A 16,969-nucleotide genomic window follows, 5' to 3' on the forward strand; every position below is an offset into this window, starting at 1 on the left:
CTCCCCGGTGCTCGGGTCGGCGTAGGCCGCGGTGGCGTCGGCGTTCACCGAACGCGGGCCGCGGGTGGTCGCGGTGGCCCACACGGGGCTGGTGGTGAGGCGGTGCATGGTGGCCTCCTTCGTGCTGTTATACCTCCACTGTCGACCGCCCGCCTGTGCTCAGGCTGAGATCAGCGTGAAGCCCAGTTATGAGCTCAGCAGGTACACCGTGGTGCCGCCGACGGTCGTGGCGGTGAAGTTCGCGGCGACCCACTCGGCGATCTCCTCGGCCGAGTCGCTGCCGCCGGTGCTGTTGATCTCGGTCGGCACGCCGATGAAGTAGTGGATCCGCCCGTCCGCCACGTACTGCTGGAACTGCGCCAGCGTCGGGGACGGGTCGGTGCCGTTGAACCCGCCCAGCGCCATCACAGGGAAGCCGGACGCCAGCTGGTAGCTCGCCGCCGGGTTGGAGCCGACGGTGGCCGCGACCCACGTGTAGTTCTCCGCGTCGGCTTGCAGCAGCGCGGTCATCTCGGCGCTCGGTGTCGTGGTGGTGAGCAGGCTGCCGACGCCGCCGCGCATCCCGCCGCGCTGACCACCACCGGGCGGGCCGCCCTGGCCGCCGAAGCCGCCGAACCCGCCGCTGCTCGGCCCGGCCGAGGGGATCGCGCCGGAGTGCGGCGTGGCGACGGTCGCCACCGTGTACGCGCCGGACCCGAGGAGCGAGGCGATCAGGGCCAGCGCCGCGACCCCGCGGGCGCCGGCGCGCGGCAGCCGGTCGGACACCAGCACCAGCACCGCGGCGGCCAGCCCGAGCAGCAGCACCACGTACTTCAGCCAGGGCAGCCAGGTGGATTCCCGCGTCAGCAACAGGTATGCGGTCAGCGCGGTGAGCACGACCCCGCTGGACAGCAGCCCGGACGCGATCGGGTGCGTCCGCGCCCGCCACAGCCGCACGGCGCCGGTGCCGACGAGCGCGGCGACCGCCGGGGCCAGCGCGACCGTGTAGTAGGGGTGGATGATCCCGCTCATGAAACTGAACACGCCGCCGGTGACGACCAGCCAGCCGCCCCACAGGATCGTCGCGGCGCGGGTCCGGTCGGTGCGCGGGGCGCGCCAGGTCAGCCACGCGAGCGCGCCGGTGGCGATCGCGGCGGCGGGCAGCAGCCAGGCGATCCCGCCCGCCATCTCACTGCCGAACAGCCGCGCCCAGCTGCCGCTGCTCTGCGCGCCGCCGAGGCTGCCGACCTCGTCGCCGGTGATCCGGCCGACGCCGTTGTAGCCGAGGGTCAGTTCGAGGATGCTGTTGCTCTGCGACCCGCCGATGAACGGCCGCGAGTCCGCCGGCCACAGCTCGACGACCGCGAGGTACCAGCCCGCCGAGACGACCACCGCGCCCAGCGCGCCGAGCAGGTGCAGCAGCCGCTTGCCCAGCGAGGCGGGTGCGGCGACGAGGTAGGCGATCGCGAACGCCGGGAGCACCAGGAACGCCTGCAGCATCTTCGCCAGGAAGCCGAACCCGACCGCGACCCCGGCCAGCGCGAGCCACTTCGGGGACGCCTTCTCCAGCGCCCGCGTCACGCAATACGCGCCGAGCACGAGCAGCAGGACCAGCAGCGCGTCCGGGTTGTTGAAGCGGAACATCAGCGCCGCCACCGGGGTCAGCGCGAGCACCGCACCTGCCAGCAGTCCTGCCGCCGGCCCGGAGACGCGGCGCACGGAAGCGAACAGCGCCCATACCGAGCCGACGCCCATCAGCGCCTGCGGCACGAGGATGCTCCACGAGCTGAGCCCGAACAGCCGCACCGACAGGCCCATCACCCACAGGGCGGCGGGTGTCTTGTCGACGGTGATCGCGTTCGCGGCGTCGCTGGAGCCGAAGAACCACGCCTTCCAGCTCTCCCCGCCGGCCTGCGCGGCGGCCGAGTAGAACGCGTTGGCCCAGCCGGACGCGCTCAGCCCCCACAGGTAGAGCACGGCGGTGGCGATCAGCAGCCCGCCCAGTGCCGGGCGCACCCACCCCGGGCGGGACGGGTGCGGATCGGCGGGTTCGGGGGTCGAGGGCGTGGAGCCGCGCTCGGCGAGGGCCGTCATGAGTTCACTGTGACCGCGCGAGCTTGGCCGGTCTTGTGGCGTTCCTGTGCGGAACCTGTGCGCGGCAGCCGCACCTCGAACTCGGTGCGGCCGGGTCTGCTGTGCACGCCGACCGTGCCGTGGTGCGCGTGCACCACCGCGGCGACGATGGCCATGCCGAGACCGGTGCTGCCTGCCGTGCGGGAGCGTGACGAGTCGCCGCGCGCGAAGCGTTCGAAGACGTGCGGCAGCAGGTCCGGCGCGATGCCGGGGCCGTCGTCGGTGACGGTCAGGACCGCGCTGCCGTCCGCCGACACGGTCAGCCGCGTGGTCACCGTCGTGCCGGGCGGGGTGTGCGTGCGGCCGTTGGCGAGCAGGTTGCCGAGCACCTGGTGCAGGCGCTGCGCGTCGCCGGTCACCACGACCGGGTCGGGCGGCAGCTCGAGCCGCCACCGGTGCCCCGGCCCGGTGATGTGCGCGTCGCCGACGGCGTCGGCGACCAGGCGGGTCAGGTCGACCTCGCCGGCGTCGAGCGGGCGTCCCGCGTCCAACCGGGCGAGCAGCAGCAGGTCGTCGACCAGCGTCGTCATGCGGTCGGCTTCGGATTCGACGCGGCTCATCGCGTGCGCGATTTCCGGCGGCACGCGGCCGCCGCTGCGCCGGGTCAGCTCGGCGTACCCGCGGATCGCGGCGAGCGGCGTGCGCAGCTCGTGGCTGGCGTCCGCGACGAACTGGCGCACCCGCATCTCGCTGTTCGCGCGGGCGTCGAGGGCGTTGTCGATGTGCACGAGCATCCGGTTCAGCGCGTAGCCGACCTGACCGACCTCGGTGGAGGGGTCGGTGTCGGTGACCGGGACGCGCACTGACAACGCGACGTCGCGGCGGTCCAGCGGCAGCTCGGTCACCTTGGACGCCGCCGCGGCCACGCGGTCCAGCGGGCGCAGGGTCCGGCGCACGACGAACGCCCCGACGAACCCCGCGCCCAGCACGGCGATCGCGGCGACCGCGGCGAGGATGATCCCGACGGTGAGCAGCGTGTCCTCGGCCTGGTTCATCGGCAGGCCGAGGACCAGCACGACCCCGTCGTCGATGGTCGCGATGACCCGGTAGTCGCCGCTGGACAGCGAGATCGTGTGGGCGTGGCCGTCGACCGGGATCGCCGGCAGGGCCGCGGCGTCGGCGGCGGGCAGCGCCTGCGCCTCGTTCTCCGGCGAGCCCGGGATGGGGGCGAGGGTGGCCGCTTCGAGCACCCGGCCGCCGGAGAGCTGCGCGTACAGGGTGCCTTCCGCGGTGCCCGGGATGTGCAGCGGATCGTTTCCGGCGGGCCCGTCGAAGTGCCGGGTCCGCTCGACCGCGTCCCGCACCTGGGTGTCGACCTGCTGGGTGAGGAACCTGCTCAGCGCGAACTCGCTGATCACGCCCACCACCAGGCACACGACGGCGAGCAGCGCGACGAGCGCCGCGATCAGCTTGGTCCGCAGCGGGCGGACGCGCCGCGGTCGCGTCCCGGCCCGCCGGTGGGGCAGGTTCATGCCACGACGATCCGTCGGGTTCGTGTGTGGTGCTTGTGCCGTCCCTGTGAGGCGGCTGTGTCCGTCCGGGCACAGGAATCCTTCACCCGTCCCACAGTCGGTCCACAGCGGAGCCGCCGAAGCTGGTCCTCGACGCACCGGCGAGAGGAACCCACGATGACCACGGAACAGCAGACCGCCCCGCAGTCCCAGGAATGGGGCGCCCAGCAGCCGCCGCGGAAGTGGTCCGCGCGCAAGACCGTGGCCGCGGTCGCCATCGCGGTCGGCGTCGCGGGCGCGGGTGGCGTGGCGATCTACGCGGCGAGCGGTTCGACCGATTCGTCGGCGATGAGCCAGGGCGGAATGGGGATGCCCGGCGGCGGTTCGCCGAGCGCGATGATGAACGCGCTGCACGGCGAGTACGTCGTCTCCGACGGCAACGGCGGCTACACCACCGAGCTGATGCAGATCGGCACCGTGACCGAGGTCAGCGCGACGTCGCTGACCGCCAAGAGCGACGACGGCTACACCAAGACCTACACGATCGACAGCGACACCGCGGTCGGCGGCAACGCCGACCTGAGCAGCATCGCCACCGGCGACACGGTCACAGTCGTCGCATCGGTGTCCGGCGACGCCGCGACCGCCGACACGCTGACCGAGGGCACTGCTATGGCAGGCCCGGGCGGTCAGCAGGGCGTGCTGCCGCGCCGCGACGACAGCACATCGGGCTCGAACTGACGTGGGCGCGAGGGAGAGCGACGCGCGGCGGGCCGGCTGGCTGACGCTCGGCCTTGCCGCCGCCGGGTGACCGCGGTCGCGGGCACGGTGCACGAGGCGTCGGCGACGGCGGAGTCCACTTCGGACAGCGCTACCGTCCGACTCCACCGAGGCGCCCCGCCCTAACCGTCAGCCGCGCGCCCGCGTGCGCAGGTGGATGCGCTCACCCTGCTTGCCGAACAGGCTCAGCACCTCCACGGCACCCCGGCCGGCCGCGCCGAACCAGTGCGGGATCTGGCAGTCGAACTCGGCGGCCTCTCCGGCGCCCATCACGAAGTCCTGGCCGCCCAGTTGCACGCGGAGCCGTCCACGCAGCACGTACAGCCACTCGTGGCCCGCGTGGGTGCGCAGGTGCGGCTCCTCGTCGTGCGCCGGGATGATCATCTTGTACGCCCGCGGTTCGGTCTGCTGCCGGGACAGCGGGATCAGCACCCTGCCGTCCTTCCGCGTCGGCTCCTGGGGCACCCGCGGGTCGACGATCCGGGGCGCGGCGACGATCTCGTCGAGCGGCACCCCCAGCGCGGCGGTGACCGGCAGCAGCAGCTCCAGGCTCGGCTTGCGCTGACCCGACTCCAGCCGCGACAACGTGCTCGTCGAGATGCCGGTGGCGCGCGCCAGCGCGGTCAGGCTGACGTTCTTCCGCTCACGGGCGCGCCGCAGCCGGGGAGCGATCTGCTCGATGACGGCGCCGACGGTCGGTTGCGACTCCACAGGCGGAGTGAACCAAAGGCGTCCCGGTTTCGGCAACGTCTGTTGTCGGAGCCGGGCGGATCTCCGGATCCTCGCGGTGGAGGTGATCCGAATGGAGATGTTGGTCGGCAGGCGGACCCGGAACCGCCTGCCCGCAGGGGTGTACCTGCTCGGCTTCAGCCTGTTCGCGATGGGCACGGCGGAGTTCCTGCTGGCCGGGGTACTGCCGGCGGTCGCCGCGGACCTGGACGTCACGCTGTCCTCGGCCGGGTTCCTGATCACCGCGTTCGCGCTCGGTGTGGTGCTCGGCGGGCCGCCGTTCGCGGTGCTCAGCCTGCGCTGGCCGCGCCGCACGACGCTGGTGGTGGCGCAGGGTGTCTTCGCCGCGAGCATCGCCGCCGGGCTGCTCGGTGACTACCCCGTCCTGGTGGTCACGCGCGTGGTCGCCGGCATCGCCTACGCCGGCTTCTTCGCGGTCGCGTCGGTGACCGCGATCAGCCTCGTGACCCCCGACCGGAAAGCCAGGGCCTCCGGCGTCGTGGTGAGCGGGCTCAGCGTGGCGATGGTCGCCGGCGGGCCCGCGGGCACGCTGCTCAGCCACTTCACCGACTGGCGCGGCGGGTTCTGGGCGGTGGTCGCCCTGACGGTGGCCGGGATCGCCGGGTGCCAGCTCGGCATCCCCGCCACGCCGAACCACGCGAGCAGGCCCAGCGTCCCGGGTGAACTCGCCACCATGCGGAAACCGGCGCTGTGGGGCCTGTTCGCGATCACGATCCTGACCACGGCCGCCTACATGATCACGTTCAACTACCTGGCGGCCATGCTCACCGTGCCCGAGGTGTGGGTCCCGGCGATCCTCGCGCTGTTCGGCATCGGGGCGTTCGCCGGGCTGTCGATCGGCGGCCGGGTGTCCGACCGCCGCCCGCACCTGGCGCTGCTGACCGGCGCCGGCGCGATCGTGGTGCTCTCGGTGGCGATGGCCGCCGCGGTCGGGCACGGCTGGGCGGTGGTGCCGCTGGTCTTCCTGCTCGGCGTGGCGGCGTTCGTGCTGAACCCGGCCATCTACGGACGCGTCTTCACCGTCGCGGCCGGCGCGCCGACCCTCGCCGGCGCCACCACCGTCTCGGCGTTCCAGCTGGGGATCAGCATCACCCCGGCGCTGGCCGCGGCCGCGCTCACGCGAGGCGCCCCGCTCACCTCGGTCTGCCTGATCGGCGCCGCGCTCGCCGCGGCCGCCGTGCCGCTGATCCTGCTGGACCGGCGTTAGGCCCCCTCCGCGACGCGGGCCAGCATCGCGCGGAACGAACGCTGCTCGGCGGCGCTCAGCGGGCCCAGCAGCTCGTCCTCCACGGCGCGGATGGCGGCCCGCGCCGCGGCGTGCCGGGCCTCGCCGTCCGGGGTGAGCCGCACCGTGTGCGAGCGGCGGTCCGCCGGGTCGCGTTCGCGCACCACCAGGCCCTCCTGGGCGAGTTCGTCGAGCAGGCCGATCAGCCGGGTCTTGTCGTAGCCGATGGCCTTCGCCAGCGCCAGCTGCGAGGTCGCCGGCTGCGCGGCGAGGCTCGACAACGCCGCGTACGCCCACATCGACAGCCCGTGCGCACGCAGCACGGGCTCCTCCGCCTTCATCAACCGCCGCACGATGCGCGCCAGCGAGGCGCCGAGTTCTGCCACGCACCGAATCGTAGAGTGACAAGACGATAAGCAAGAGCGTACGATCTGCTCATGCCTACGATTACCGAGTCCGTCTCGATCGCCGCCACGCCCCAGACCGTCTTCGACCTCGTGTCCGACCCCAGCCAGCTGCCGAAGTGGGCGCCCGGCGTGGACGGCACGCGCGTGCGCGTCCGCGCGTCACGGGAACACGGCACTGTCGACTTCTTCGCCGCCGACAACCCGGCCGCCGGCGTCTACACCCGCGTGCTGCCCAACGGCGAGGGCGCCGAATACCAGTTCACGATGTTCTTCCCGGACGGCACACCGGAGACGGTCGTCGCGGAGCAGGCTTCGGTCGTGCGCGGTGAACTGGAGTCCGTCCGCACGCTCTGCGAATGACCGGTCAGGGCCGGTGGAAGTGCTCCACGTGCACGGCCTCGTCCGGCACGGCGTGCTCGGCCAGCGCCGACCGCACCGGCCCGGCGACCTCGGCCGGCGCGCACAGCAGCCACTCGTCCACCTTCGACGGGTGCAGGCGCGCCTCCAGCAGCCCCCGGATGCGGCCCGGGTCCAGCCCGCCCGGCAGGTACCGCTCGTACGAGATCGCCAGCGCCTGGCCGATGCTGTCGAACGGCCGCGTCCCCCGCGCGTACCGCAGGCTCGGGTCGCGCTCGTCGGTCCGGTAGTGCGTCACCCGCAGCCGCCCTTCGAAGCGGCGCGTATACTCCGACAGCTCGTCGGCGAACAGCGTGTCGTCCCCGGACCGGTTCACGTACAGCAGGGTCACCCGGCTGCGGGGCGAGGTCTCCAGCAGGTGCACCACGACCGGCAGCACGGGCGCGATCCCCGACCCCGCCGCGACGGCCACCACGTGCCGCGGTTCCGAGCGCAGTGTGAACGTCCCGGACGGCGGCCGCGCCAGGACCCGGTCGCCGAGCCGCAACCCCATGGCGTACCCGGAGAACCGCCCGCCGGGCACCCGCTTGATCGCCACCCGCAGCTCCGGCTCGTCCGGGCACGCGCAGATCGCGTAGCTGCGCTCCACCGGCTCGCCGTCGATCTCGGCCCGCAGCACGAGGTGCTGACCCGGCGTGAACCGGAAGACCTCGCGCAGATCGTCCGGCACGGCGAGGGTGACCACGACCGCCTCGCCGGTCAGCGAGCGCACGCCGGTGACGGTCAGCGGGTGGAACTCCGACGGCGCCTCGGCGGCGGGCGCCACCGGCTCCGGCGACCGCGGCCGGGGGATCGCGGTGTGGCGGTAGAACGGACGGCCGGGCCGCTCGGCGTGCATCCGGTGGTAGCCGGTCGGCCGCCGCCGCGGGTGCCAGTCGTGGCACCACGACACCAGTGCGAGCGCGAGCCGCTGCGGCACCACGTAGACCACCGCCAGCTCCCACCCGTGCCCGGTGCCGACCACGGCCGCGAGCACGCACGGCAGGAACACGAGCATCCCGAGCATCTCGGCGCTCTCGGCGGTCGGCCGCCCAGGTGTGGACAGGTAGCGCCACGCGTACCAGAGGTCGACGGTGGCCCAGCGCAGCGGTAGCGTCCACGCCGGTCCACGCGTGTTCCACGGCGTGAGGTGCTCCGGCGAACCGGACCGGTGCTGGGTGAGGTGCACGTACCTGGCCGCGGGGAAACCGCCGAACGGCGACACGAACGGCACCGTCAGGCGGCCGAGCGCCCCGTTCACCCACGTGAGGCTGCCCGCGGCGTGGTGCGCGGCCTCGTGCAGCACGGTGAACAGGGCGACCACGGCGAGCGTGTGCAGCGGCACGGTCACCCACGCCGGTGAGTGCCAGACCAGGGCGAGCAGGGTCGCCCAGCTCCACAGGCCCAGCCCGCAGGCGGCGAGCGCGACGGTCGGCGCCACCACCATCGGCAGGCGCGTCGGGGGTTCCGCCACGACCTGCGGAACGCCCTGGACCTGGGCATCGGCTGTCACGGACCGGGCTCCTGGGGACGGCGGGACGGCAGGACCAAGACGGTAGACAAAGCGTGCGTAAATGTAAACGGAGCGCACGCGCCCGTACCTCACCGCCTGGCAGGCAGGGCCGGGCCGGTGCTGTCGGGTCACTGGCCTAGACTCGGCCTTTGGGCACAGCCGTGCCCGCTTGTCGGTTACCACCCGAAAACCAGGTTTTCACGGCTCGAGGAGAACACGTTGAAGAGCACCGTCGAGCAGCTCAGCCCGACGCGAGTCAAGATCAATGTCGAGGTGCCGTTCGACGAACTCAAACCGAACTTCGACCGCGCCTACTCCAAGATCGCCCAGCAGGTCCGCATCCCGGGCTTCCGCCCCGGCAAGGTGCCCGCTCGCGTCCTGGAGAGCCGGATCGGCCGCGCGCCGGTGCTCGATGAGGTCGTCAACGAGGCCATCCCGGCGAAGTACCTGGAGGCGGTGCGGGCCGGCGAGGTGCGCACCCTCGGCCAGCCGGACTTCGAGGTCACCAAGCTCGAGGACCGTGAGGTGCTGGAGTTCACCGCCGAGGTGGACATCCGCCCGGAGATCACCCTCCCCGACTTCAGCGGCCTGTCGGTCAGCGTCGACGACGTCGAGGTCACCGACGAGGAGGTCGACGCCGAGCTGGACAACCTCCGCGCCCGCTTCGGCACCCTGAAGGGCGTCGAGCGCCCCGCCCAGGACGGCGACTTCGTGTCGATCGACCTGTCGGCGACGGTCGACGGCCAGGAGGTCGAGGAGGCGGCCACCAGCGGCCTGTCCTACGAGATCGGCTCCGGCCAGCTGGTCGACGGCATCGACGAGGCCATCATCGGCGCGAACGAGGGCGAGACCAAGACCTTCACCACGAAGCTGGTGGCGGGTGAGTACGCCGGCCGCGACGCCGAGGTGTCGGTGACCGTGCAGAGCGTCAAGGAGCGCGAGCTCCCCGAGGCCGACGACGAGTTCGCCCAGCTGGCGAGCGAGTTCGACACCATCGACGAGCTCAAGGCCGACCTGCGCGAGCGCCTGGCCAAGATGAAGAAGGTCCAGCAGGGCGTGCAGGCGCGCGACAAGATCCTGGACGAGCTGCTGGAGTCCGTCGACGTCCCGCTCCCGGAGAAGGTCGTCGAGGCCGAGGTCGAGAACCGCAAGCACGACGCGATCCACGACCTGGACCACAGCGAGGAGAACCTCGCCAAGGTGCTGGAGACCCAGGGCAAGACCCTGGAGGAGTTCCACGCCGAGCTGCAGACCGAGGCCGAGAAGGCGGTGCGCACCCAGCTGCTGCTGGACAGCGTCGCCGACGCGGAGGAGGTCCAGGTGGGTGACGCCGAGCTGACCGAGCGGATCATCTACCAGGCCCAGCGCTTCGGCATCAGCCCGGACGAGTACGTGCAGCGGGCCCAGCAGTCGGGCCAGCTGTCCGCGATCTTCGCCGACGTGCGCCGCGGCAAGGCGCTGGCGTCGATCGTGCGCAAGGCGACGGTCACCGACGCCTCCGGCGCCGAGATCGACCTGAGCGACCTCTTTGGCGGCGACGAGGACGAGGCCCCCGCGGCCGCCACTGAGACCGAGGTCACCGAGGAACCCGCGGCCGCTTCCGAGAAATAAAGCTGTCAGCGAACTTGGGCGGTACCGGGCATGCCGGGCCGCCCGAGTTCGTTAGGGTCGGTTACAAGATCTCAGCATCTTCGACAGTGCACAGTGGATCTCCCTCCGGGAGGGCCACAGCGGTGAAAAGGCAGGCAGACGTGACGCAGCACAAGGCAGAGGCTCGCAGCTCGACCGCGGGCCTCAATCTGACCGACTCGGTGTACGAGCGGCTGCTCCAGGAGCGCATCGTCGTCCTCGGCTCCGAGGTCAACGACGAGGTGGCGAACCGGATCACCGCGCAGCTCCTGCTGCTGTCCGCGGAGGACTCCGAGTCGGACATCCGCTTCTACATCAACTCGCCGGGCGGCTCGGTGACCGCCGGGTTCGCCATCTACGACACGATGCAGCTCATCGAGCCGGACGTGGCGACCTACGCGATGGGCCTGGCCGCCTCGATGGGGCAGTTCCTGCTGTCCTCGGGCGCCCCCGGGAAGCGCTACTCGCTCCCGCACGCGCGCATCCTGATGCACCAGCCGTCGGCCGGTGTCGGTGGCACCGCGTCCGACATCGCGATCCAGGCCGAGGTCTTCGGCAAGTGGAAGCAGGAGCTGGCCCGGATCACCGCCGAGCAGACCGGTCAGTCGGTCGAGCAGATCATCGCCGACGGCGACCGGGACCGCTGGTTCACCGCCGAGGAGGCGCGGGAGTACGGCTTCGTCGACCACGTCCTCACCCGGGAGAACCAGCTCCCGTCCAGCAACGGCAGCCGCTGACCGGGCCTGATGAGGAGAAAGCTCTCATGAACAACTTCCAGCTTCCGCAGTCCCGGTACATCCTGCCGTCGTACGTCGAGCGCACGAGCTACGGCATGAAGGAGTCGAACCCGTACAACAAGCTGTACGAGGAGCGGGTCATCTTCCTGGGTGTGCAGGTGGACGACGCGTCGGCCAACGACGTGATGGCCCAGCTGCTGCACCTCGAGCACGAGGACCCGGACCGCGACATCACGATCTACATCAACTCGCCGGGTGGCTCGTTCACCTCGCTGATGGCGATCTACGACACCATGCAGTTCGTGCGCCCGGACATCCAGACCGTCGCGCTGGGCCAGGCCGCCTCCGCGGCCGCGGTCCTGCTGGCGGCGGGCACCAAGGGCAAGCGGCTCGCGCTGCCGAACGCCCGCGTACTGATCCACCAGCCCGCCACCGAGGGCACCTACGGGCAGGTCTCGGACCTGGAGATCCAGGCCAACGAGATCCAGCGGGTGCGCCGCCTGATGGAGACCACGCTGTCCAAGCACACGAACAAGACCGCCGACGAGGTCCGCGCGGACATCGAGCGCGACAAGATCCTGACCGCCGAGCAGGCCAAGGAGTACGGCATCATCGACGAGGTGCTGCCGTACCGCAAGGCGACGCAGATCGGCTGAGGCCCGGCCCCGGGACTCTGACCCGGCCGGTGCGTGTCCTACCCGGCGCGCCCCGGCCCCCGGTTTAGGGTCTCGGGGCGCCCGGCGCCCGCTGGTCCTCCCGCGCGGCGCTCCGGGCGGGTACCGTCTAGGGGCAGCGGCCATTTTTCCCGCTGGCTCGGCGGCGAGGGCAGGAACACGATCAGGTGTGCCGGCAGGCGCACCGGAGGGGAACAGGTCAACGGTCATGGCACGGATCGGCGACGGCGGGGACCTGCTGAAGTGTTCTTTCTGCGGGAAGAGCCAGAAACAGGTGAAGAAGCTCATCGCCGGACCCGGCGTCTACATCTGCGATGAGTGCATCGACCTGTGCAACGAGATCATCGAGGAGGAGCTGGCCGAGGCCGGCGACGTCAAGCTCGACGAGCTGCCCAAGCCGCTCGACATCCACGAGTTCCTCGACCAGTACATCATCGGCCAGAGCGACGCGAAGCGGACGCTCGCCGTGGCGGTGTACAACCACTACAAGCGCATCCAGTCCGAGGACAAGACCGGTCCGAAGGACGCCAAGGACGAGCCGGTCGAGCTGGCGAAGTCGAACATCCTGCTGCTCGGGCCCACCGGCTGCGGCAAGACCTACCTCGCGCAGACCCTGGCCAAGATGCTGAACGTGCCGTTCGCGATCGCGGACGCCACGGCGCTCACCGAGGCCGGGTACGTCGGCGAGGACGTCGAGAACATCCTGCTGAAGCTGATCCAGGCCGCGGACTACGACGTCAAGCGCGCCGAGACGGGCATCATCTACATCGACGAGGTCGACAAGATCGCCCGCAAGTCGGAGAACCCGTCGATCACGCGGGACGTGTCCGGTGAGGGTGTGCAGCAGGCGCTGCTGAAGATCCTGGAGGGCACGACGGCGTCGGTGCCGCCCCAGGGTGGGCGCAAGCACCCGCACCAGGAGTTCATCCAGATCGACACCACGAACGTGTTGTTCATCGTGGCGGGCGCGTTCGCGGGCCTGGAGAAGATCATCAACGAGCGGGTCGGCAAGCGCGGCCTCGGTTTCGGCGCCGAGATCCGCACGAAGGCCGAGATCGAGGAGAGCGACGTCTTCTCCGACACGATGCCCGAGGACCTGATCAAGTTCGGGCTGATCCCGGAGTTCATCGGCCGTCTCCCGGTCGTGGCGAACGTGACGCACCTGGACAAGCACTCGCTGGTCCGGATCCTCACCGAGCCGCGCAACGCCCTGGTGAAGCAGTACAAGAAGCTCTTCGAGATGGACAACGTCGAGCTGGAGTTCACCAAGACGGCGCTCGAAGCCATCGCCGACCAGGCGGTGCTGCGCGGCACCGGCGCGCGTGGCCTGCGCGCGATCATGGAGGAGGTGCTGCAGCCGGTGATGTACGACATCCCGAGCCGCACCGACGTCGCCAAGGTCGTCATCACGGAGCAGACGGTCCGCGAGAACGTCAATCCCACGATCGTGTCGCGTCAGCCGTCCCGGCGGCGCAGCAGCGAACGTGGCGAGAAAACGGCCTGATCTGCGTGAAGGCGGCTCCTCCACGCTCGCTAAGCTAGCCGGATGAGCGTGGAGGGGGCTGGTCCCCGTTCGGGTGCCGGCGAGGGCACCGCTCCGGCCGAGGCGGCCGGGGACACCGTCGTCCCGGAGGGGCAGGACGATGTGCGCGGCATCAGCGACCTGACCTTCCGGGTGGTCGCGCCGTACCTGAGCAGTCCGATCCTGTACAAGGTCATGCTGGTGCTGCTCGGGCTGATGACGTTGGCGTGCGTGGTAGCCGCCCCCGTGCGGCTGTCGGCGCTGCCCCTGATCCCGCTCCCGGTGCTCGGCATCGGGTTCTACGCGCTACGCCGGGTACGCACCGCGGACGGCGACTACCGCCCCCTGTTGCGCTGGTCAAGCCTCCTCTTCGCGGCGACGCTCATCGGCCTGTGGCTGCTGTCGGTAGTGGGCCGTTGGGTCAGCTGACCCAGCACCACCGGGAAACGGAAGCGGGCTGACCAACCACCCGCAAACCGCCGCCCGGCAATGCAACGCCACCGACTACCCCAACCAGACCTCCCCCGCCCCCGATCCACAGCCGATCTTTAGTCGCCGATCAGCGGGGTCAAGGTACTCTTTCCCGCCTTGACGCCGCTGCTCGGCGACTGAAACACACTCAGGGTGAGGGGGCGGGGGTGGTCGGAAGGTGACCGTTTGGCGCCGTGAGGCGCATCCGCCCGCAGGGCGGACTCCCCGCCGCGCGATAGCGCGGCTCTAAAGATCAAAAGAGTCCTCGCCGGACGGGCAGGCTCCGAGATGACCAGGGGTTGGGTGCCTCGTCTCACCTCATGCAGTGGGTCGCTGTGTGGTCATCCCGTCGCCTTCCGGTTTGTGCATATCACCTTGAGCCAGGGCCGCAAGGTTGGCATGTTCGGCCGCCGGTGAGCACAGAGGTTGCGGCCCTGGCTCAAGGTGATCGTCCAGTTCCAGGCGACGGGATGACCACCCAGCTCGGGTTTTGTGCAAAGACTTTTGCGCTACGCGCCGGGGTGGTGGCGGCCTAGGAAGCTCACCATGCTGGGCACCACCGTGCGGTTGAACGAGTCGCCGTGCTTGCCTCGCGCCGTGTAGCCGATTTCGGGTTTCACCGCCGCGATGAAGCGCCGGGCGCCGTGGATGAACGCGTCTTCCGTGCCGCACCACAGGGCGGTCGGGATGCCCGTCGTGGCCTCCAGGTGGCGTAGCGGGTCCATCGATGCCCAGTCGGCTTCGTCGCGGAAGGCGCGTCGCTTCGCCATCTCCGTCCACGACAGCATGAGCGCCGGCGCCAGCAGGGCCAGCGCGCCCACCGGCTGGCGGCGCTCCGCCCGGCGGCGGGCGTACAGCAGCGCCCCGAAACCGCCCATCGACATGCCGGTGCAGGCGAACGGCACCCCGTCCACGCCGCCGAGGCCGCGTTCCCGCAGCCACTGCGGCACCTCCTCCAGCAGCATGCTCATCGGATCGTCGCCGGGGACGTTTTTGTGCCAGTAGTTGTCGCCGCCGTCGACCGCCACGAAACCGTACGGCTGGACCCGCTTGCGGGCGACCTGGCTGGCCAGCTCGGCGAGCGTCCCGGTCGGCGCCGCCGTCCGGGCCCGCCCGTGCAGGCCGTGCAGCAGCAGCGACACCGGCAGGTTCCGCGGCGGCGACTTCGACGGCAGCAGGATCACCAGGTCGACCATCCGGTTCCGGTACCGCGACCACACCCGCTCGACCTTCGCGACCCCGATCTGCGACGCGGGCGACGACGACGCCACACCCAGCGCCCGCTGCAGCGCCTCGCTCACCGGCAGCACACCGGTCGCCGTCCCCGCGGCGACCGCGGCGATCCCCAGGCCCGAAGCGCCGGCGATCAGCACCGAGCGGCGGCTGGGCCGCCTGCGCGGTTCAGTCGCTTCGTCCTCGTCCACCTGGCCTCCCGGCGCCATTGAACATCAGTCCCGTAACCCATGTCGTGGGAAGTTCCGCAACCGATACACCGACGGGACTAATGTCGTGCCCATGCGGTTCGCGATCTCCATTCCCCAGTTCGTGGCCGACGGAACGTTCGACCCCGCCGCCTTCCGCTCGTACGTGCGGCGTGCCGAGGAACTCGGCTTCGAAAGCGGCTGGACCCAGGAGCAGGTCCTCGGCACCGCCCCGCACCTCTCGGCGAACGAGACCATGGCGTACGCGTTCGCCTGCACCGAGCGCCTGCGCCTCGGCTGCGCGGTGTACGTCACCCCGCTGCACATCCCGGCGCACCTGGCCAAGAGCCTCGCCACGCTCGACCAGCTCAGCCGCGGCCGCCTGGAGGTCGGCGTCGGCAGCGGCGGCCGCAACCGGCCGTTCGCCGCGTTCGGCCTCGACGGCGAGGCGCACGTCGCCCGGTTCACTGAGGGGATCCGCCTGGTCAAGGCCCTGTGGACCGAGGACGTGGTCGACTTCGACGGCCGCTTCTGGCAGCTCGATGGCGCCTCGATGCAGCCGAAGCCGTTCCAGAAGCCCGGCCCGCCGCTGTGGTTCGGCGGCAGCCACCCGAACGCGCTCAAGCGGGCCGTGAAGCACGGAGACGGGTTCTTCGGCGCGGGCTCCTCGACCACCGCGGCCTTCGCCGAGCAGGTCAAGACGCTGCGCGAGGTGCTGGCCGAAGCCGGGCGCGACGACTTCCAGGTCGCCAAGCGCGTCTACATCGCCGTCGACGACGACGGGGACGCCGCCCGCCGGCGCGCCGCCGACGGTCTCGCCGAGATCTACGGCAAACGCGGCTTGGAGGCGGTCGCGGTCGCCGGCACGCCCGACGAGTGCGTCGCCGGAGTGCAGGAGGTCGCCGCCGCGGGGGCCGAGCTGATCCTGTTCACCCCGTTCGCCGACCAGGCCGAGCAGATGGAACGCCTCGCCGCCGAGGTCATGCCCCGGATCTGACGCTCACACCCCGGCAGGCTCCAGCACGCGCTGGTCGCCCGTGTAGAGGTTCATGCTGGTGCCGCGCAGGAACCCGACCAGCGTCATGCCGTTCTCCTCGGCCAGCTCCACCGCCAGCGACGACGGTGCGGACACGGCCGCGAGGAACGGGACCCCGGCCATCGCGGCCTTCTGCACCAGCTCGAACGACGCCCGCCCGGACACCAGCAGCCCGCAGTCCGACAGCGGCACCCGGCCCTCCAGCAGCGCCCAGCCCAGCACCTTGTCGACCGCGTTGTGCCTGCCCACGTCCTCCCGCACGGCCAGCAGCGACCCGTCCGCCCGGAACAACCCGGCCGCGTGCAGGCCGCCGGTGCTGGCGAACACGCGTTGCTGCTCGCGCAGCGTGTCCGGGAGCCCCGCGAGCACCTCCGTGCTCACGGCGAAAGTCGACTCCCCGGGCGCGAAGCGGGTCTTGAGCTTCACCGCGTCGAGCGCCGCCTTGCCGCATACCCCGCACGAGGACGTCGTGTAGAAGTTGCGCTCCACACCCGTCTCCGGCGGCGCCACGCCCTCGGCCAGGGTGAGGTCCAGGACGTTGTAGGTGTTGCGCCCCTGGTCGTCGACGCCGTCGCAGTACCGGGCAGTGAACACGTCGTCTTTCGACGCGATGACACCCTCGGACAGCAGGAAGCCGTGCGCCAGCTCGACGTCGTGCCCGGGCGTGCGCATGGTGACGGCCAGGGACTTGCCGCCGACCCGCAGCTCCAGCGGCTCCTCGGCCGCCAGCAGGTCGGCGCGCCGCGTCTGCCCGCCCTCGGTCAGCTTCCGCACCGGTCGTCGCACCGTCACGCGCCCCATCGGGCACTCCATTCCGCTCATCGACGACAAGACCTTGCCGTGCC

General features: G+C 71.3%; 16 protein-coding genes. 9 read left to right on the plus strand and 7 right to left on the minus strand.

Features of this window, described 5'->3' with window-relative positions; translation table 11 throughout:
• Positions 1-186: 186 nt before the first annotated feature.
• A complete protein-coding gene (locus AMY39116_RS0327070; protein WP_020420744.1) occupies positions 187-2,073 on the minus strand; it encodes a glycosyltransferase family 39 protein in 1,887 nt (628 codons plus the stop codon).
• Positions 2,070-3,584, minus strand: coding sequence for a cell wall metabolism sensor histidine kinase WalK (locus AMY39116_RS0327075; protein ID WP_020420745.1), 1,515 nt, complete (start codon positions 3,582-3,584; stop codon positions 2,070-2,072). Before AMY39116_RS0327075 ends, AMY39116_RS0327070 begins: the two co-directional genes overlap by 4 nt.
• A 156-nt stretch (positions 3,585-3,740) precedes the next feature.
• Between AMY39116_RS0327075 and AMY39116_RS0327080 the strand changes: the two genes are divergently transcribed.
• Positions 3,741-4,304: a hypothetical protein gene (locus AMY39116_RS0327080; RefSeq protein WP_020420746.1), complete on the plus strand. Its 564-nt coding sequence runs from the start codon at positions 3,741-3,743 to the stop codon at positions 4,302-4,304.
• A 168-nt stretch (positions 4,305-4,472) separates the two neighbouring features.
• Here AMY39116_RS0327080 and AMY39116_RS0327085 read toward each other — a convergent pair whose 3' ends face one another.
• Positions 4,473-5,054: a helix-turn-helix domain-containing protein gene (locus AMY39116_RS0327085; RefSeq protein WP_020420747.1), complete on the minus strand. Its 582-nt coding sequence runs from the start codon at positions 5,052-5,054 to the stop codon at positions 4,473-4,475.
• Between the two features lie 91 nt (positions 5,055-5,145).
• Between AMY39116_RS0327085 and AMY39116_RS0327090 the strand changes: the two genes are divergently transcribed.
• A complete protein-coding gene (locus tag AMY39116_RS0327090) occupies positions 5,146-6,300 on the plus strand; it encodes an MFS transporter (protein ID WP_039791781.1) in 1,155 nt (384 codons plus the stop codon).
• Here the strand turns inward: AMY39116_RS0327090 and AMY39116_RS0327095 are convergent.
• Complete coding sequence (locus AMY39116_RS0327095; protein ID WP_020420749.1) at positions 6,297-6,704, minus strand: MarR family transcriptional regulator; 408 nt, start codon at positions 6,702-6,704, stop codon at positions 6,297-6,299. The two genes, AMY39116_RS0327090 and AMY39116_RS0327095, sit on opposite strands and share 4 nt — an antisense overlap.
• A 51-nt stretch (positions 6,705-6,755) precedes the next feature.
• Here AMY39116_RS0327095 and AMY39116_RS0327100 point away from each other — a divergent pair, with 51 nt between their 5' ends.
• Positions 6,756-7,085, plus strand: a complete 330-nt coding sequence (locus AMY39116_RS0327100) for an SRPBCC family protein (RefSeq protein WP_020420750.1) — start codon at positions 6,756-6,758, stop codon at positions 7,083-7,085.
• A 4-nt stretch (positions 7,086-7,089) separates the two neighbouring features.
• Here the strand turns inward: AMY39116_RS0327100 and AMY39116_RS0327105 are convergent, their stop codons facing one another.
• Positions 7,090-8,634 (minus strand): FAD-binding oxidoreductase, encoded by a 1,545-nt coding sequence (locus tag AMY39116_RS0327105; RefSeq protein ID WP_020420751.1) that lies wholly within the window; start codon positions 8,632-8,634, stop codon positions 7,090-7,092.
• Positions 8,635-8,853: 219 nt separating this feature from the next.
• Here AMY39116_RS0327105 and tig point away from each other — a divergent pair, with 219 nt between their 5' ends.
• From tig to AMY39116_RS43630, 5 genes are all read left to right on the plus strand, one after another.
• A complete protein-coding gene (tig, locus tag AMY39116_RS0327110; RefSeq protein ID WP_020420752.1) occupies positions 8,854-10,245 on the plus strand; it encodes a trigger factor in 1,392 nt (463 codons plus the stop codon).
• A 140-nt stretch (positions 10,246-10,385) separates the two neighbouring features.
• Positions 10,386-11,000 (plus strand): ClpP family protease, encoded by a 615-nt coding sequence (locus AMY39116_RS0327115; RefSeq protein WP_020420753.1) that lies wholly within the window; start codon positions 10,386-10,388, stop codon positions 10,998-11,000.
• Between the two features lie 26 nt (positions 11,001-11,026).
• Complete coding sequence (locus AMY39116_RS0327120; protein WP_020420754.1) at positions 11,027-11,656, plus strand: ATP-dependent Clp protease proteolytic subunit; 630 nt, start codon at positions 11,027-11,029, stop codon at positions 11,654-11,656.
• A 226-nt stretch (positions 11,657-11,882) separates the two neighbouring features.
• Positions 11,883-13,178 (plus strand): ATP-dependent Clp protease ATP-binding subunit ClpX, encoded by a 1,296-nt coding sequence (clpX, locus tag AMY39116_RS0327125; RefSeq protein WP_020420755.1) that lies wholly within the window; start codon positions 11,883-11,885, stop codon positions 13,176-13,178.
• 42 nt (positions 13,179-13,220) lie between these two features.
• Positions 13,221-13,625, plus strand: a complete 405-nt coding sequence (locus AMY39116_RS43630) for a hypothetical protein (RefSeq protein ID WP_020420756.1) — start codon at positions 13,221-13,223, stop codon at positions 13,623-13,625.
• 551 nt (positions 13,626-14,176) lie between these two features.
• Here the strand turns inward: AMY39116_RS43630 and AMY39116_RS0327135 are convergent.
• Positions 14,177-15,109, minus strand: coding sequence for an alpha/beta hydrolase family protein (locus AMY39116_RS0327135; protein WP_020420757.1), 933 nt, complete (start codon positions 15,107-15,109; stop codon positions 14,177-14,179).
• A 73-nt stretch (positions 15,110-15,182) separates the two neighbouring features.
• On the opposite strand from AMY39116_RS0327135, the gene AMY39116_RS0327140 reads away from it, so the two are divergent.
• Complete coding sequence (locus AMY39116_RS0327140) at positions 15,183-16,085, plus strand: LLM class flavin-dependent oxidoreductase (RefSeq protein ID WP_020420758.1); 903 nt, start codon at positions 15,183-15,185, stop codon at positions 16,083-16,085.
• A gap of 3 nt (positions 16,086-16,088) precedes the next feature.
• On the opposite strand, the gene fdhD is transcribed toward AMY39116_RS0327140, so the two are convergent.
• Positions 16,089-16,925, minus strand: coding sequence for a formate dehydrogenase accessory sulfurtransferase FdhD (gene fdhD, locus AMY39116_RS0327145; RefSeq protein ID WP_020420759.1), 837 nt, complete (start codon positions 16,923-16,925; stop codon positions 16,089-16,091).
• Positions 16,926-16,969: the final 44 nt, after the last annotated feature.

This window comes from Amycolatopsis sp. ATCC 39116 (genome assembly GCF_000231075.2).
In the GTDB taxonomy this organism is placed as follows: Bacteria; Actinomycetota; Actinomycetes; order Mycobacteriales; family Pseudonocardiaceae; genus Amycolatopsis_E; species Amycolatopsis_E tucumanensis.

Excerpts from the sequence above, each read along its gene's own strand:
- AMY39116_RS0327070 (WP_020420744.1), bottom strand. The coding sequence starts at position 2,073 with ATGACGGCCCTCGCCGAGCGCGGCTCCACGCCCTCGACCCCCGAACCC.
- AMY39116_RS0327075 (WP_020420745.1), bottom strand. The coding sequence starts at position 3,584 with ATGAACCTGCCCCACCGGCGGGCCGGGACGCGACCGCGGCGCGTCCGC.
- AMY39116_RS0327080 (WP_020420746.1), top strand. The coding sequence starts at position 3,741 with ATGACCACGGAACAGCAGACCGCCCCGCAGTCCCAGGAATGGGGCGCC.
- AMY39116_RS0327090 (WP_039791781.1), top strand. The coding sequence starts at position 5,146 with ATGGAGATGTTGGTCGGCAGGCGGACCCGGAACCGCCTGCCCGCAGGG.
- AMY39116_RS0327100 (WP_020420750.1), top strand. The coding sequence starts at position 6,756 with ATGCCTACGATTACCGAGTCCGTCTCGATCGCCGCCACGCCCCAGACC.
- AMY39116_RS0327120 (WP_020420754.1), top strand. The coding sequence starts at position 11,027 with ATGAACAACTTCCAGCTTCCGCAGTCCCGGTACATCCTGCCGTCGTAC.
- clpX (WP_020420755.1), top strand. The coding sequence starts at position 11,883 with ATGGCACGGATCGGCGACGGCGGGGACCTGCTGAAGTGTTCTTTCTGC.
- AMY39116_RS43630 (WP_020420756.1), top strand. The coding sequence starts at position 13,221 with ATGAGCGTGGAGGGGGCTGGTCCCCGTTCGGGTGCCGGCGAGGGCACC.
- AMY39116_RS0327135 (WP_020420757.1), bottom strand. The coding sequence starts at position 15,109 with ATGGCGCCGGGAGGCCAGGTGGACGAGGACGAAGCGACTGAACCGCGC.
- AMY39116_RS0327140 (WP_020420758.1), top strand. The coding sequence starts at position 15,183 with ATGCGGTTCGCGATCTCCATTCCCCAGTTCGTGGCCGACGGAACGTTC.
- fdhD (WP_020420759.1), bottom strand. The coding sequence starts at position 16,925 with ATGGGGCGCGTGACGGTGCGACGACCGGTGCGGAAGCTGACCGAGGGC.